Here is a 16555-nt window from a genome sequence, read left to right as displayed (position 1 = left end):
CTTTTTGCGTAAATTGTTGCTACATTGATACTTTTCAACTGGTATCCTGCCATTTCTTGCCCATCGGCGCAAAATCACATACAAAACTCTGTGGTGTCGGCTGGGGGCTTTGGTAAAATAGCGGTTTTGGCGCTTTAATCCTATCCCTGAACAATGCTGATGTCCGGCTTGTTATTTGTTTATTTTTTAAACTCCAGGACGGGATTGCTGTTATTCCTTCAACCACGCAAAATCTCTTTCTATCACGATGCAATTCAACCGACTCAGCGACCTGATCGCAGGCAATCAGCTTCAAGGCAAACGTGTTTTTATTCGTGCCGATCTTAATGTTCCTCAGGATGACCAAGGCAATATTACGGAAGATACGCGTATTCGCGCTTCAGTACCGGCGATTCAGCAGGCATTGCAAGCAGGTGCAGCGGTGATGGTGACTTCCCATCTTGGACGTCCGACTGAAGGCGATTTCAAACCAGAAGACAGCTTGGCTCCTGTTGCGGCCCGTTTATCTGAGTTGTTAGGACTTACTGTTGCGTTGAAGCAAAATTGGATTGACGGTGTTGATATTGCACCTGGCCAAGTGGCATTGCTCGAAAACTGCCGCGTCAACAAAGGTGAAAAGAAAAATGACGATGCCTTAGCCCAAAAATTGGCTGCATTGTGTGACGTTTATGTAAACGACGCATTTGGTACTGCCCACCGTGCAGAGGCAACAACTCACGGTATCGCTAAATTTGCGCCAGTGGTTTGCGCAGGACCTTTGTTATCCGCAGAACTTGATGCATTAGGTAAAGCACTGGGGCAGCCAGCGCGTCCATTGGTGGCGATTGTCGCTGGCTCAAAAGTATCGAGCAAACTGACGATTTTGAAATCGTTGGCAGATAAAGTCGACAACCTGATCGTCGGTGGCGGCATTGCCAACACGTTCATGCTGGCATCCGGCCTGAAAATCGGTAAATCCTTGGCAGAAGCGGATCTGGTTGACGAAGCCAAAGCAATCATCGACATGATGGCAAAACGCGGCGCCTCCGTTCCTATCCCGACTGATGTAGTGTGTGCAAAAGAGTTCTCGCCAACCGCGGTGGCTACTGTCAAAGCCGTGGCTGATGTAGCGGACGATGACATGATCCTCGATATCGGTCCTGCGACAGCAGCGCTGCTGGCGGAGCAAATTAAAACTGCAGGCACCATTGTCTGGAATGGCCCAGTTGGCGTATTTGAATTCGATCAGTTTGGCAACGGCACCAAAGTACTGGCGCAGGCGATTGCTGGCTCAACAGGCTTTTCGATTGCCGGTGGTGGTGATACGCTGGCAGCGATTGCAAAATATGATATCGCTGATCGCGTTGGTTATATCTCTACTGGTGGTGGTGCATTCCTAGAGTTCTTGGAAGGTAAAACACTGCCAGCGGTAGAAATTTTGCTGCAAAGAGCAGCAAAATAACCGAAAAAAATAAGTTCGTCAGTCAGTGCATCAAGCTATTCATCATCATTCAGGAGACCAGATGTTACGTGCCACTAAGATTGTTGCCACTATAGGCCCCGCTTCTAACGACGTTGAGACCCTTCAACGGATGATACGTGCGGGCGTCAACGTGGTGCGTCTGAATTTCTCTCATGGCAAGGCGCAAGATCATATCGATCGCGCCAACATGGTACGTCAGGCTGCGTCTGACTGCGGTCGTGAAGTGGCGATTATGGCGGATTTGCAAGGTCCTAAAATCCGCATCGGCAAGTTTGAAAATACCCGTATTCAGATCGAAAACGGCGATAAATTTATTCTCGATTCCGATTGTGCGTTAGGGAATCAAGAACGTGTTGGTTTGGATTACAAAGCCTTGCCGCGTGACGTCAAAGTTGGTGATGTACTGTTGCTCAATGATGGTCTGATCGTGCTGATCGTTGAGCGTATCGTTGGCAATGAAATTCACACTGTCGTTAAAATCGGTGGTGAGCTGTCGAACAACAAAGGAATTAACCGTCAGGGCGGTGGCTTAACCGCGCCTGCGTTGACAGCTAAAGATATGGAGGACATCAAAACAGCGATGTCTTTTCAGGCAGATTACGTCGCGGTATCGTTTCCGAAAAATGCGACCGATATGGAAATGGCGCGCCAGTTAGCCAATATTGCTGGTGAAGCGTATAACCACAAGCCGATGATGATCGCCAAGATCGAGCGTGCAGAAGCGATTCCTGTGTTGCAGGAAATCCTCGATGCCTCCGACGGCATTATGGTGGCGCGTGGCGATCTGGCGGTAGAAGTGGGCAACGCGGCTGTGCCAGCGTTGCAAAAGCGCATGATCAAAATGGCGCGTGAATCAAACAAACTGGCAATCACCGCGACGCAAATGATGGAGTCGATGATTGTCAATGCGGTACCAACCCGTGCGGAAGTATCTGACGTCGCTAATGCGGTGCTTGATGGGACTGATGCGGTCATGACATCCGCTGAGACGGCTTCTGGTAAATATCCCGTCGAGACTGTTGAAGCGATGTCGGCAATTTGCCTCGAAGCTGAGAAATTTCAGGAATATAAGCTCGATGCGGATTTTCTGAATGTGACCTTCACGCGGATTGACCAGTCCATTGCTTACGGTGCATTGTTCACCGCGCATCATCTGGGCGTGAAAGCGATTGTGGCATTGACCGAGTCTGGTTCAACGGCGTTATGGATGAGCCGCCACAGTATCAATATCCCGCTGTTCGCGTTGACACCAAGCGTGGCGACACAACGTAAAGCTGCGCTGTATCGCAATGTCCGTACGTTCACATTGCCTTATTCCTCAGACCGCGATACGGTGCTGAAATCAGCAGAAACAGTGTTGGTCGACAACGGCGTCGTCACCAATGGTGACATGATTGTCGTGACCTGGGGCGAGCCGATGGGACAAGTGGGCGGTACCAACGCCATGAAGATCGTCAAAGTGGGTGAATATCAGTCGTAAGCTTGATGCTGGTTTTATGTTGATCTGATGCTGCGGTGATGTCAGCCAGATCAGGCTTGCGTGTAAAGATTTTTAATAGTACTTCTGGAGTTTAATATGCCTCTCGTATCGATGCGTCAATTGCTGGACCATGCTGCTGAAAACGGCTATGGTTTGCCAGCGTTTAATGTCAATAATCTGGAACAAGTGACTGCGATTATGGAAGCCGCGAATGAAGTCGGCGCGCCAGTCATTATGCAAGCGTCTGCTGGTGCACGTAAGTATGCTGGTGAAGCATTCCTGCGTCATCTGATTGAAGCTGCAGTTGAAGCTTACCCACATATTCCAGTGGTTATGCATCAGGATCACGGCCAGTCTCCAGCGGTATGTATGGCTGCGATTAAATCCGGCTTCACTTCCGTGATGATGGATGGCTCTTTGATGGAAGATGGTAAGAGTGTTGCCAGCTACGAATATAACGTAGAAGTATCACGTGAAGTGGTTAAATTCTCTCACTCTATCGGTGTGACAGTCGAAGCCGAACTCGGTGTTCTCGGTTCTTTGGAAACCATGATGGGCGACAAAGAAGACGGTCACGGTGCAGACGGTAAAATGACGCGTGAACAGTTGCTCACCGATGTACAGCAAGCAGCTGATTTCGTTAAACAAACACAATGTGATGCGCTGGCGATTGCGATCGGTACATCTCACGGTGCTTACAAGTTCTCCCGCAAGCCAACCGGCGATATTTTGGCGATCGATCGTATCAAAGAAATCCACGCACGTATTCCTAACACCCACTTGGTGATGCATGGTTCTTCGTCCGTACCGCAAGAATTGCTCGAAGAGATTCGTCAGTTTGGTGGCGATATGAAAGAAACGTATGGCGTGCCTGTTGAAGAAATCGTCATCGGTATTCAGAATGGCGTACGTAAAATCAACATCGATACAGACATTCGTTTGGCAATGACCGGCGCGATCCGTCGTTACATGTTTGAAAATCCGGGTAAGTTTGATCCACGTGATTACTTAAAGCCAGCGCGTGAAGCGGCTAAACTGGTCTGCAAGGCACGTTACCTGTCGTTCGGTTGCGAAGGTCAGGCAGCGAAGATCAAACCGATGTCGCTGGAAAAAGTCGCCGAGCAGTACAAAAAAGGCGCGTTGTCGCAGATCGTCAACTAAGCTGTTGTGTAACCTCAGGGCGCAGAAAATGCGCCCTGAGCATTTTTGCAGATGTAATTTTGCATTATCAAATTTGCAGCATTGATGAGCCGCCGATGTAAAAAAAACGGTGTGTCAACGTCGAGAAAACGTGTTTAGATATTATTTTAGGCAACGTTTTAGATCGCGTTTTAGATAACGCATTAGGTAACATTTATTGGCAGCATTCATCAGCAGCACTAAAGAGTATTGAAAAATCATGACTACCCAAATTAACTCCACACTTCATTCTTTGCCATTGTTAGGTCGTGGCAAGGTGCGCGATAACTACGCTGTTGGCGATGATAAATTGCTTATCGTAACTAGCGATCGCTTATCCGCGTTCGATGTCATCATGTCAGAACCCATCCCTGAAAAAGGTCGCGTTCTGAACCAGATGGCGAATTTCTGGTTTGAAAAATTGGGTCACATCGTACCAAATCATCTCACTGGTATTGCACCTGAGAGTGTTGTTGCCCCTGAAGAAGCAGCGCAAGTGCGCGGGCGTGCAGTGGTTGCCAAACGTCTCAAGCCGATTATGGTGGAAGCGGTAGTCCGTGGTTATATTATCGGCTCTGGCTGGAAAGATTATCAGGCGACTGGTGCCATTTGCGGCATCACTTTGCCAGCCGATTTGCCACAGGCAGCCAAGTTACCAGAACCCATTTTTACTCCGGCTGCAAAAGCGGAAATGGGTGAGCACGATGAGAACATCAGCTTTGCTGACATGGAGCAGCGCATTGGCGCAGAGCTCGCCGCTAAAATCCGTGAGATCAGCATCAAGTTGTATACCGAAGCCTCCGAGTATGCTGCGACGCGCGGTATCATCATCGCTGATACTAAGTTTGAATTCGGCCTCGACGATAATGGCGTATTGCATTTGATGGATGAAGTGTTGACGGCGGATTCATCCCGCTTCTGGCCTGCCGATTCGTATGCAACGGGTATCTCTCCACCATCGTTTGACAAGCAGTTTGTGCGTGACTATCTCGAAACGATTACGAGCTGGAACAAGACTGCGCCTGCGCCAACATTGCCAGAAGACGTCATCCAAAAAACATCAGCTAAATATCAGGAAGCGCTGGAGCGTCTGACTGGTGAAAAACTGAAAGCATAATCATGACCCAAGAGCAAAAAATAGTCGTCGGCGTGGTCATGGGCTCTTCTTCTGACTGGGACGTGATGCAGCATGCCGTCTCAGTTCTTAAAGAGTTCGGCATTGGCTTTGAAGCCAAAGTGGTTTCTGCCCATCGTATGCCCGATGAGATGTTCCAGTTTGCTGAAACAGCCCGTGAACGCGGCATTCGCGCCATTATCGCTGGTGCTGGCGGTGCAGCTCACTTGCCAGGGATGATAGCAGCGAAAACCATCGTGCCTGTATTTGGTGTGCCGGTACCATCGAAGTATCTGCGCGGTGAAGATTCACTGTTGTCCATCGTACAGATGCCAAAAGGTATCCCAGTTGCTACATTTGCGATTGGTGAAGCAGGTGCTGCGAACGCAGCGCTGGCTGCGATTGCGATGCTGGCGACGACCGATGAGGCATTGGCCGAGAAGTTACTGGCTTTCCGCGCTAAACAGACCCAGGTAGCACGCGACATGGTATTGCCAGTCTGATGTTGATGGGCAAAAGCAGTTTGAAATAGTTGGTTCAGGGGGAGTGTGATCGGACGCTAACATCACCGCGTCTCCTTCCCTGAGCCAATTGGCATAAGAAGTAATCTCATTCAAGCTGATATGGGCAGCTGAATCATAACAATAAATCCAAAAAACAGAGGACGTTCAAAACATACCCCGAAAATATACTCCGGGGGGTATTTAAAAACATCTTTTATTTATTCTGGATAATTGGCATATTTTTTTCAATACGGGGGGGAGTATCTCTACTTTCCTTCCAGATGGCAGGTATTTTGAACCTGTTACACTGAATTTGACATCATGACTATCGACAAACAAGTACATCCAAGACAGCCGCTCCTACCCAACACAGCACATAGCTGCCTCGGTATTTTAGGTGGTGGTCAGCTCGGTCGCATGTTTGCCCATGCTGCGCAGGCAATTGGCTATAAAGTGGCCGTTCTCGAACCAGAGGCAGGTTGTCCGGCGGCACAAGTCGCCGAGCACCACGTGCAGGCGAATTACGATGACGAAGCCGGCATGAGCGTTCTGCATACGCTGGCATCACGCGTCACGACCGAATTTGAAAATGTGCCCGCAGATAGTCTGAATTATTTCGCTCGGGATGGCTTTGTTGCACCGGCAGGCGCATGTGTGTCGATCGCACAAGATCGCCTTGCTGAAAAGCACTTCTTTACTCGTTGCGCCCTCAACAATGGCGTATATCCTGCTCCGCACTGGGGTATTGCGACTCCCAAAGATGTCAAGAGTGCACCTGACGATTTGTTGCCTGGTATCCTAAAAACAGTACGTATGGGGTACGACGGCAAAGGGCAGGTCAGAGTCCGTACCCGCGAAGAACTGGTGCAAGCCTTTGCCAGCATGAACGGCCAGCATTGTGTCTTAGAAAAAATGTTGCCCCTTGCCTACGAAGTCTCCGTACTGGTCGCGCGTGGCGTCGATGGCCAAGCCGTGGTCTATCCCATTGCCGAAAACGTTCATCGTGACGGTATTTTATTCACGACGCTCGCACCAAGTCCGAATGTATCGCCAGAAATTGCAAAAAAAGCGCAATCTGCAGCACTTGATATCATTGCCGAGCTTGGCTACGTCGGCGTGTTATGCATCGAATTTTTTATTCTTGAAGACGGCACATTGGCTGTTAATGAAATGGCACCGCGTCCACATAATAGCGGTCACTACACGATTGACGCCTGCGTGACGAGCCAGTTTGAGCAACAAGTCCGCGCACTCGCGCAGCTACCGTTGGGCGATGTACGTCAGCACTCCGCAGCAGCCATGCTCAATATTCTCGGTGATGTTTGGTTTGAAATAGAGGCATCAACAGGAAAAGAGCTCATGCGTGAGCCAGGCTGGGATCAGATCATGGCCATCCCTGGTGCTCATCTGCATTTATACGGTAAATCAGAAGCGCGTCGCGCCCGCAAAATGGGCCATATCACGTTTGTTGCTGGCACCATGTCAGAAGCGCAAACAGCGTTGGCAAAAGCATGTGCGATCCTTGGAATTGCGGCGCCGGAGCAAGCATAATGTCGGTTGCTGGTCATTTGAATACGGCTGCGCAAATCACAGCAGCCGCGCAGGCACTGGAAGAGGGTAAGCTGGTCGCTTTCCCGACTGAAACTGTCTACGGCCTTGGTGCTGACGCCGAAAATCCGCAGGCCGTTGCCAGCATTTATGCTGCCAAAGGGAGGCCGTCCAATCATCCAGTGATTGTCCATATTGCGCCTGAGGCTGACATCAGCTACTGGGCTAAAGAGATTCCGGTTGAGGCAGAAAAACTCATCGCTGCATTTTGGCCGGGTCCACTGACTTTCATTTTGAAGCGTGCCGATCACATCCCTGATGCAGTGTCAGGCGGGCAGGATACCGTGGGCATTCGCTGTCCTTCACATCCTGTGGCGATGGCCTTATTGCGTGCTTTTAAACATGGCAAAGGCGGTGTTGCTGCGCCATCAGCCAATAAGTTTGGTCACGTGAGCCCAACGATGGCGGCACACGTGATTGAAGAGTTTGAACAAGAAGTGCAAGTTGGTGGCCCTATCGCGTATGTACTTGATGGTGGTCAGAGTGAGGTGGGTATTGAATCCACGATCCTTGATCTGAGTCGCCTTGCGACTCATGGCCCAGTGTTGCTACGTCCAGGACACATCACTGCAGATCAACTATCAGCCGTACTTGGTATTACGCCAGCAAGTCCCGATGCGGCGGCACCACGCGCCTCAGGCACACTCGATGCACACTATGCGCCGCATACGCCAGTGGTTCAGGTGGCTGTCGCTGAGCTCGATGACGTCGTTCATCAATTGCAGGCAAAAGGCAAACGTCTGGCCTTAATGAGTTATCAGGCGCATCCAGCTATTCATGCTGATGCCTGGCGTCATCTTCCGGCTGATCCGGCAGGTTATGCCCATGACTTATATGCGGGATTGCGTGAACTGGATCATGCGGATGCCGATGTGATTCTGGTGGAGGCATTGCCCCAAGAGAAGGATTGGCAAGGGGTGAATGATCGCTTGCGACGTGCTGCGTTTGACTCTCGGGATGTGTTGCAGAGGATGTTGGGTTCCTGATCGCATCAGGAATCGGCTGTTTTTTCTTGTTAATTTATTAGATTGCACTTCGGGTGACCAAAGAAACGCTCCGCAGACTTTGTTTTTCGGACGTCGCACTGTGTGTTGGCACAAGTTACGCATCCCAAAAAACGGGAAAGTGTTTAAATTCGCTTTGCTCAGACAAAAACACTTTCTGATCCATTTTCTGTGACGCGCAAATTGCGTTGTCTCAAGCGTACAAAACCAAGACCAACACCAACACCAACACCAACTCCAGCAGTAGGAATAAATCGCAAATCTAAATTCCAGTGGTTGCCTCAAGCTCTGGCTTGCGCCCTGAAACGCGATTTACTTATAAATCACTTTCATGGCCAGAATAAATGATGCCAGTATCAGTGTGACGATATTGGCAATAATGACGGGCCATGCTTGCAGCAGGATACCGTAGGTCATCCACATCAGAATGCCGGCAATAAAAATAATGTACATGCTCAGCGATACGCCTTCGGCGCGTTTGACGCGCCATGTCATTAAGGCTTGGGGGATGAAAGCAGAGGTAGTCAAGCTGGCGGCGCAGTAGCCGACCAAATCAGAAGTGAGCATGGAGAGAATTATTTTGACGTTGTTGCAACAAATTGCCCGCCATGATAGATCAAAGGGGGCTGTGCTGTAAATTCACAATGCTCAACTTCGCCAACAAAAATAACATGATCGCCTTCCGGGTAGCGACTACGATTGTGGCATTCAAACCACGCCGATGCGCCCTTGAGGATAGGGTGGCCTGTACGAGAGAGCGTATAGTCAACACCTTCAAAACGGTCTTTTTTGCGGCTGGCAAATTGTTCTGCTAACCAAGCTTGTTCTGCAGAAAGCACATTCACGACGTAATGGGAGTTGCCTGTGAATACCGGCATACTGCTCGCAGCGTTACCGAGACTCCACAGCACCAGTGGTGGCTCCAGTGAGACAGAGTTGAACGAGCTTGCGGTTAAGCCCAAAAACTGACCGTCGGCGAGTCGGGTGGTAATTACCGTGACGCCTGTCGCAAACTGCGAGAGCGCACTGCGGAAGTGGCGGGTGTCAAAGTCACGTTTTTCTGCGCGTGGAGAGCGGGTGTGCATCAGTATTCCATCAAATTTTTTCGCCATTATCCCAGATTTCGGGTCTTTCGTCGGATGACAGGGCTGTTTGCTCAAGCCCGTACTGGTCTGTGTTAAAATTATAGGCTTGGTGGATTCTGTTAGTCGACTTTAAGTAATTGATTTCGTTGATTTTTTTGATATGCTAAATGCGGAGGAGGCACGATGTCTATAGCAAAGATTTTGTATCGTTTGAGCATGCTAGTGATGTTGTGCTTGGTAGCGACATCTGTTTTTGCCCAAGTGGTCGCTGATCGACAATTTCCACCGCAGGCAAAGCGTGGTGTTCTCAACATGTCAAATTATCCGAACGTGATTACGATGGATGGTGTGCAACGTCATCTGGCGGTATCGTCGCGTATTTATTCCGTGACCAACTTGATTGTGGTGCCCTCAAGCGTGACGTCGAACAGTCTGGTCGTCAATTACACCGTTAATGTATTTAACGACATTGATAAAGTCTGGATTTTGATACAATCAGAAATGGCCAAAAAGCTGCCAACCTCGAACTAAACCAGTTAACCATTGAAACATTGAACAGATTGTTCTCAGCTTTGAGGGCTTATGAATATTGCCTCAGCGCATCGTCCCCACGGAATAAGTCCTCGCTGTTATCGTTTTTACTTTAGAAGAAATAATGCAAAAAAAAGTCTTTATTAAAACCTTTGGTTGCCAGATGAATGAGTATGACTCAGACAAAATGGCAGATATATTGAATGTCGCCGAAGGATTGATTAAAACCGATACGCCTGAAGATGCGGATATTGTGTTGCTCAACACCTGCAGTGTGCGTGAAAAAGCGTCTGAAAAAGTCTTTTCGGATCTGGGGCGTCTACGTGAATTAAAGCGTAAGCGTCCAGAAATGCTGATCGGTGTGGGTGGATGTGTTGCTTCGCAAGAAGGTGAAGCGATCATCAAACGTGCACCTTACGTTGATGTTGTGTTTGGACCGCAAACTTTGCACCGGTTACCGCAGTTGATTGATGCCCGCCGTACTTCCGGTCGTTCACAAGTCGATATCAGTTTCCCTGAAATCGAAAAATTCGATCATATGCCACCGGCAAAAGTCGATGGTGCGACCGCCTATGTCTCTATCATGGAAGGGTGCAGCAAGTATTGCAGTTACTGCGTCGTTCCTTATACGCGCGGTGAAGAAGTCTCGCGTCGCTTTGAAGACGTATTGGCAGAAATCGCCGGATTAGCAGCACAGGGTGTTAAAGAGATCAGTTTGTTAGGTCAAAACGTGAACGCCTATCGTGGCGTGATGGAAGACGGCGAGATTGCCGACTTTGCTTTATTGATTGAATACGTCGCAGAGTTTCCGGAAATCGAACGTATCCGCTTTGTGACTAGTCATCCAAAAGAGTTCACGCAGCGTCTGATCGATTGCTACGCGAAGGTGCCAAAGCTGGTAAATCATTTGTATCTGCCTGCGCAACATGGCTCTGATCGCATTTTATCGGCCATGAAACGTGGCTACACCGCGATTGAATACAAGTCTGTCCTCCGTCGCCTCAAGAAAGTGCGTCCAGATATGTCTGTGTCGTCTGACTTTATCGTTGGTTTTCCAGGTGAGACCGATGAAGATTTTGATGCCTTGATGAAGCTCATTGATGATGTCGGCTTTGATAATAGTTTTAGTTTTATCTTTAGTCCACGTCCAGGGACGCCGGCAGCGAATCTCGAAGACGACACACCGGCCGAATTGAAATTACGTCGTCTGCAAACCTTGCAGGCGGTGATTGATGCCAATACCAAAAAATATAGCAATGCGATGATTGGTACGGTTCAGCGTATTCTGGTCGATGGTCCTTCCGTCAAAAATCCAGATGAATTACAAGGTCGTACAGAGAACAACCGTGTCGTCAATTTTGCGGGCGGTAAAGAATTGATCGGAACCCTAGTGAACACAGTGATTACTGAATCCTATAATTATTCCTTGCGCGGTGAATTAGTCCAAGAGAGTGTGACTGCATAATGGCTAAAACTCCGGTGCCCGTTTCTTATTTTATTCCTGAACCTCCAGACAACACGCGTCTGGCGAATTTGTGCGGGCCGCTGGATGAAAATTTACGCCAGATTTCGGCGGCATTAGATGTCACGATTTTCCGGCGGGGTGAAAAATTTATCATCAGTGGACACAATGCAGAACAGGCGCTGGAATTATTAGCGCATTTTTATCCACTCGCAAAAAAAGCCATTTCAATTGATGAAGTGCAGTTAGCGCTGGTGGAACAAAAAGCGAAGCAGAGTTTTAAGCATCCGACGATACATGAAACGCCTATCGTTGAATGCGCTTCAGACGAAGTGAAAGACGATGAAGATTTGCCAGTCATTGCCTCGCTGGAGAGTCCAGTTCTCAAGACCCGCCGTAGCGATTTGCGTGGCCGTACGCCGCATCAAAATCATTACCTCAATGCGATCGTCGAACATGACATTACATTCGGTATTGGCCCTGCCGGTACTGGTAAAACCTACCTTGCCGTGGCTTGCGCGGTGGATGCATTAGAGCGTGATGCGGTCAAGCGTATTATCCTGACACGACCTGCTGTTGAAGCAGGCGAGCGCCTTGGTTTTTTGCCAGGTGATCTGGCGCAGAAGGTCGATCCGTATTTGCGTCCTTTGTATGACGCGCTGTATGACCTGCTAGGCTTTGATCGCACGCAAAAAATGTTTGAAAAGCAGGTGATCGAAATTGCCCCACTGGCCTATATGCGTGGTCGCACTCTAAACCATGCGTTTGTCATTTTAGACGAGGCACAAAATACCACGCCAGAACAAATGAAAATGTTCCTCACGAGAATTGGTTTTGGTAGCAAAGCGGTGATCACCGGTGACGTTACGCAAATCGATTTGCAACGCGGACAAAAGAGCGGTCTGATCGATGCGTGTCAGGTCTTACATGACGTGCGCGGTATTGCCTTCACGCAGTTCACCAGTGTTGACGTAGTGCGCCATCCGCTGGTGGGCCGTATTGTCGACGCCTATGAGTCCGCCAATGCAAGCGCACACGCAAACAGTGCTGCGATTGGCATGTTAAAAAACGCAACATCATTAAGTTCAGCTCATCATGGCAGAAAAAAGTAATCCTAAACATAAATTAAACTTATCCGTTCAATACGCTGATCCGCGTCTGCAAGAACTGTTGCCGCGTCCCTTGCTGCGTAAAACGGTACAGGCGGCCTTGTATTTTCCGGCAGAACTGACACTGCGCTTTGTTGACGCGGCTGAGGGGCAGGTTCTGAATCACGATTACCGTGGTAAAGACTATGCCACGAACGTATTGACATTTGCCTACACGGAAGATGAAGATGCGGAAGTGACGCAGGCGGATATCATTTTGTGTACCGATGTCTTACAAAGAGAAGCGGAAGAACAAAAAAAGACAGTACTTGAACACACGCAGCATTTGATCGTCCATGGGGTGTTGCACGCGCAAGGTTACGACCATGAGACCGATGAGGAAGCGGATGAAATGGAAGCACTTGAAATAGAAATTCTGGCAGGACTGGGTTTGAGTAACCCTTATCAGTGAATCTTACCTTGCGATGAAATTATTCTCCAAACACCACCAACACGGTCGCCGGATTGCGATGGGCGACCGCGAAGTTGTTGCCTTTGGCATGGATAGCCATTTCTGGCAGGACATTTATTTCTATGCAATGACGTTTAGCTGGCCATTATTTTTTGCCACGCTCGGAATTATTTTTGTTGTTTTTAATCTGATATTCGCCAGTTTGTATATGCTCGCGCCAGGTTCCATTGCCAATATGCAACCGGATAATTTTCTGGGGGCGTATTTCTTCAGTGTAGAAACACTTGCCACAGTGGGTTATGGCGATATGCATCCGCTCACTGTCTACGCGCATATGATTGCCAGCATTGAAATTTTTGTCGGCATGGGCAGTGTTGCGATTACGACGGGGATGATCTTTGCCCGATTTTCCAGACCTCGCTCCAGTATCGTGTTTGCAGAACATCCGGTCAGCCATGTTGCCGATGGCCGCCGATTGTTATTAATACGGATGGCCAACGAACGTCTGAATCTAATCAGTGAAGCCTCGGCCAAGTTACACCTGATGCGTCAGGAAGCCACTACCACAATGGGCAAGTTCCGTAAAATCTATGACCTGAAACTCGAGCGTGAACAACATCCCTTATTTATTCTGGGCTGGACGTTGATTCATGTCATCGATGAGAGTAGCCCGTTATATGGATTGACGCCTGAGGACATGGCAGGAAATAGTTCGTTGATTTTGACGGTAGAAGGCATCGACGAAACGACTAACCAGAATCAGCGCGGTATCAAGCATTACCCGATTGAACTGGTTCGCTGGAATCATCGTTACGTTGACATCATGACGCAGCAGGGATCGGTGCCACATTTGCATTACTCTAAATTTCACGATTCTGAAGAGTTGCTCTGAGGATTGTTGAAGACACGTCAGTCGTAGGGTGACTGCATCATCATCAAGTCGCCCCAAGACCCAAAATGTGACCCCCGTATGACATGTTGACGCTTGTTGATGTCGTTGCAACAACCGTGATCCGTGAAAATTTGGGAAAGTCTCCTTTTTGTTGTATTCTGTAGGATTGAAACAACGGCGCCACGCCTCCTATGCAAGAGCACTCTAGTAAGGTCAGATCGACTGACCTTAAACCCCACAGGTCTTTATTTGAACGACTGACCGCCTTCATTTCTCCTGAACCAGAAAATCGTGCAGAACTGTTAGAAGTCTTAACCGATGCCCAGGAACGCAACCTCATTGATGCTGACGCACTCGCCATGATCGAGGGCGTGTTTCAGGTATCCGATCTCGCTGCGCGTGACATCATGATCCCCCGTTCGCAAATGGACGCTGTCGATATTTCTACCCCGATTGAAGAATGGATGCCCCAGGTATTGTCGACGGCGCATTCCCGTTTTCCGGCAATCGATGGTGACCCTGACCGAGTGGTGGGCATACTGTTGGCCAAGGATTTGTTGCGTTATTATGCAGAAGAAGCGTTTGAAGTCAGAGAGATGCTGCGTCCTGTGATCTACATCCCTGAATCCAAGCGATTAAACGTGCTCTTGCGCGATTTTCGTGCTAACCGTAATCACATCGCCATGGTGGTGGATGAATACGGCGGTATCGCCGGTCTGATCACGATTGAAGACGTGTTGGAACAAATTGTCGGTGATATCGACGACGAATACGACTTCGACGAAGAAGAAGACAATATTTTTGCCCTCGAAAACAAAGGCAACGGCAAACGCTGGCGGGTCAAAGGATTAACTGATCTGGAACAGTTTAATGATGTGCTTGGTGTCAGTCTGCCTGGCAATGAAACCGAAACAATTGGGGCGTTTGTCTCCCGTCATTTAGGTGAAGTCCCTCATAAGGGTGACGAATTTCAGATCGGCCCTTTGCATTTTGAAGTGTTACGTGCCGATGCCCGTCAAGTACATATTTTGCAAGTAGAGCAACGACCTTGGACCACCGTGGATGAGCAGCCCTAGTCGCGGTAAGACAGGCATGCTGCCGAATTTGTTGGCGCGCATGTCTTACTGGCAAACGTTTGTGCTCATGCTCGTGGCAGGGAGTCTGACGGTTTTTTCATTTGCACCTTTTGGGCTATGGCCACTCCAGATCTTTGGCATGGCCTTGCTGTTCTCCCAATTGGCTCAACCACAGATCAAAGAGGTACCGCGCCGTGCTGCATGGCTTGCCTGGGCGTATAGTTTTTCATGGCTATTCGCTTGTACGAGCTGGCTACTGATTGCCATGGTGCGTTACGGTGGCTTACCGATACCACTTGCCGTCGCTGCGCTGGCGCTGCTATGTACTGGGCTCGCGGCGTATGCCGCGCTCTCAACGGCTGTAGGGCTGTGGATGCAACGTCACTGGCAATTGTCAGAAGCAACGCTTTTAGTGGTCGTTTTTCCTGGGCTGTGGATGTTGAATGAGTGGTTGCGTGGTTGGGTGCTGACTGGTTTTCCATGGTCGATTGCCGGATATGCCTACACAAATACCGTTCTGGCCGGTTTCGCGCCAGTCGTGGGCGTCTATGGACTCAGTTTGTTGTCGGCAGTATTGTCAGGCATCGTCGCTTGGTTGGCTATTTCTGCATACAGTCGGACGCGACTGATCGTTGCCGCAACGTTGACCCTATCCATAGGCGGAGCGGGTGCGCTGTTGCAAATCGTTCAGTGGACGCATCCGACTGGCAAACCTCTTAGCGTTCGCCTCTTACAAGGGAACGTCGAGCAGGATATGAAGTTTGATCCTGCCCATCTGAATGAGTCTCTACTCCTCTATCGAGACATGCTGACGGCTGCTCCAGCGGATCTGATCGTGACGCCAGAGACAGCTTTTCCGATTGTGACTTCGGCTTTGCCGCAAGACTTTTTGCCGCGCCTGAATGCATTTGCCCAACAAACGCATAGTGCGTTGTTACTGGGACTGGTGATACAAGATGGCCCAGAACGTTATACGAATAGCTTGCTCGGCTTCTCTGCGCAGCATGCTAGTCAGGCCTATCGCTATGACAAACATCATCTGGTTCCTTTTGGTGAATTTATTCCATTTGGCTTCCGGTGGTTTGTGCGGTTGATGCAAATCCCGATGGGCGACTTAGCTACTGCGGGTATCTTGCAGCCACCGATGGCAGTCAAAGATCAATTTGTCATGCCCGATATTTGCTATGAAAGCCTTTTTGGCGAAGAAATAGCATCACAGTTAGAGCACCAGATGTCGTCAGGGCAGCCTGTTGCAAGCATTTTGCTCAATGCCTCAAATCTTGCATGGTATGGCGATTCAGTCGCTATGCCGCAGCATTTACAGTTCGCGCAAATGCGCGTCTTAGAAACCGGACGTCCGTGGCTCGGGGCGACCAATACTGGCTCTACAGTGATCATCGATACGCATGCGCAGATTCAGGCGCAATTACCAAATCTTCAGCGTGGGACCTTGCAGGCGAGTGTGCAGGGGTATGGCGGGGCGACGCCGTATATTGTGTGGGGCAATTGGGGTATCTTGTTGTTGGCGCTGTTTGGGGTGATGGGGGCTTGTGGGTGGTCACATCGCGTAGCGCAAAGCTCGTCAACCTCATAACACCG

General features: G+C 49.4%; 16 protein-coding genes. 14 read left to right on the top strand and 2 right to left on the bottom strand.

All coding sequences use genetic code 11. From position 1 onward, the window contains the following. Positions 1-247: 247 nt before the first annotated feature. The 7 genes from ACO0KV_RS01285 to ACO0KV_RS01255 all read left to right on the top strand — a co-directional run bounded on the left by ACO0KV_RS01285 (position 248) and on the right by ACO0KV_RS01255 (position 8332). On the top strand, positions 248-1441 hold the full coding sequence (locus ACO0KV_RS01285) for a phosphoglycerate kinase (protein WP_423039110.1): 1194 nt from the start codon (positions 248-250) through the stop codon (positions 1439-1441). A gap of 61 nt (positions 1442-1502) precedes the next feature. Next, positions 1503-2942, top strand: a complete 1440-nt coding sequence (pyk, locus tag ACO0KV_RS01280; RefSeq protein ID WP_423039108.1) for a pyruvate kinase — start codon at positions 1503-1505, stop codon at positions 2940-2942. Between the two features lie 96 nt (positions 2943-3038). Then, on the top strand, positions 3039-4103 hold the full coding sequence (fba, locus tag ACO0KV_RS01275) for a class II fructose-bisphosphate aldolase (RefSeq protein WP_186913820.1): 1065 nt from the start codon (positions 3039-3041) through the stop codon (positions 4101-4103). Between the two features lie 238 nt (positions 4104-4341). After that, the gene (locus ACO0KV_RS01270) at positions 4342-5238 is read left to right on the top strand and encodes a phosphoribosylaminoimidazolesuccinocarboxamide synthase (RefSeq protein WP_423039106.1); all 897 of its coding nucleotides are present in this window, start codon (positions 4342-4344) and stop codon (positions 5236-5238) included. A gap of 2 nt (positions 5239-5240) precedes the next feature. Continuing rightward, positions 5241-5738, top strand: coding sequence for a 5-(carboxyamino)imidazole ribonucleotide mutase (gene purE / locus ACO0KV_RS01265; protein WP_423039104.1), 498 nt, complete (start codon positions 5241-5243; stop codon positions 5736-5738). Between the two features lie 321 nt (positions 5739-6059). Further along, positions 6060-7289: a 5-(carboxyamino)imidazole ribonucleotide synthase gene (locus ACO0KV_RS01260; protein ID WP_423039102.1), complete on the top strand. Its 1230-nt coding sequence runs from the start codon at positions 6060-6062 to the stop codon at positions 7287-7289. Beyond that, positions 7289-8332: an L-threonylcarbamoyladenylate synthase gene (locus ACO0KV_RS01255; protein ID WP_423039100.1), complete on the top strand. Its 1044-nt coding sequence runs from the start codon at positions 7289-7291 to the stop codon at positions 8330-8332. The genes ACO0KV_RS01260 and ACO0KV_RS01255 overlap by 1 nt, the downstream gene beginning before the upstream one ends. A gap of 330 nt (positions 8333-8662) precedes the next feature. Here the strand turns inward: ACO0KV_RS01255 and ACO0KV_RS01250 are convergent, their stop codons facing one another. Both ACO0KV_RS01250 and ACO0KV_RS01245 read right to left on the bottom strand, forming a co-directional pair. Further along, positions 8663-8917 (bottom strand): SemiSWEET transporter, encoded by a 255-nt coding sequence (locus ACO0KV_RS01250; RefSeq protein ID WP_423039098.1) that lies wholly within the window; start codon positions 8915-8917, stop codon positions 8663-8665. Positions 8918-8925: 8 nt separating this feature from the next. After that, entirely contained in the window at positions 8926-9435 is a 510-nt protein-coding gene (locus tag ACO0KV_RS01245) for a flavin reductase family protein (RefSeq protein WP_423039096.1), read from the bottom strand. A gap of 183 nt (positions 9436-9618) precedes the next feature. On the opposite strand from ACO0KV_RS01245, the gene ACO0KV_RS01240 reads away from it, so the two are divergent. The 7 genes from ACO0KV_RS01240 (at position 9619) to lnt (ending at position 16550) form a co-directional block, all read left to right on the top strand. Next, the gene (locus ACO0KV_RS01240) at positions 9619-9966 is read left to right on the top strand and encodes a hypothetical protein (RefSeq protein WP_423039094.1); all 348 of its coding nucleotides are present in this window, start codon (positions 9619-9621) and stop codon (positions 9964-9966) included. 124 nt (positions 9967-10090) lie between these two features. Further along, positions 10091-11431 (top strand): tRNA (N6-isopentenyl adenosine(37)-C2)-methylthiotransferase MiaB, encoded by a 1341-nt coding sequence (gene miaB, locus ACO0KV_RS01235; RefSeq protein ID WP_423039092.1) that lies wholly within the window; start codon positions 10091-10093, stop codon positions 11429-11431. Further along, positions 11428-12540: a PhoH family protein gene (locus ACO0KV_RS01230; protein ID WP_423039472.1), complete on the top strand. Its 1113-nt coding sequence runs from the start codon at positions 11428-11430 to the stop codon at positions 12538-12540. Before miaB ends, ACO0KV_RS01230 begins: the two co-directional genes overlap by 4 nt. Next, positions 12524-12988 (top strand): rRNA maturation RNase YbeY, encoded by a 465-nt coding sequence (gene ybeY / locus ACO0KV_RS01225; protein ID WP_423039090.1) that lies wholly within the window; start codon positions 12524-12526, stop codon positions 12986-12988. Before ACO0KV_RS01230 ends, ybeY begins: the two co-directional genes overlap by 17 nt. 13 nt (positions 12989-13001) lie before the next feature. After that, positions 13002-13880, top strand: a complete 879-nt coding sequence (locus ACO0KV_RS01220; protein ID WP_423039088.1) for an ion channel — start codon at positions 13002-13004, stop codon at positions 13878-13880. Positions 13881-14071: 191 nt separating this feature from the next. Beyond that, positions 14072-14956 (top strand): HlyC/CorC family transporter, encoded by an 885-nt coding sequence (locus tag ACO0KV_RS01215; protein ID WP_423039086.1) that lies wholly within the window; start codon positions 14072-14074, stop codon positions 14954-14956. After that, on the top strand, positions 14943-16550 hold the full coding sequence (lnt, locus tag ACO0KV_RS01210; RefSeq protein WP_423039084.1) for an apolipoprotein N-acyltransferase: 1608 nt from the start codon (positions 14943-14945) through the stop codon (positions 16548-16550). The genes ACO0KV_RS01215 and lnt overlap by 14 nt, the downstream gene beginning before the upstream one ends. Positions 16551-16555 lie beyond the last annotated feature (5 nt).

The sequence above is a fragment of the Undibacterium sp. RuRC25W genome, assembly GCF_049339825.1.
GTDB lineage: Bacteria > Pseudomonadota > Gammaproteobacteria > Burkholderiales > Burkholderiaceae_D > Undibacterium.
The sequence above is the reverse complement of the archived record's forward strand: the minus strand, read 5'-3'. Positions and strand labels throughout refer to the sequence as shown.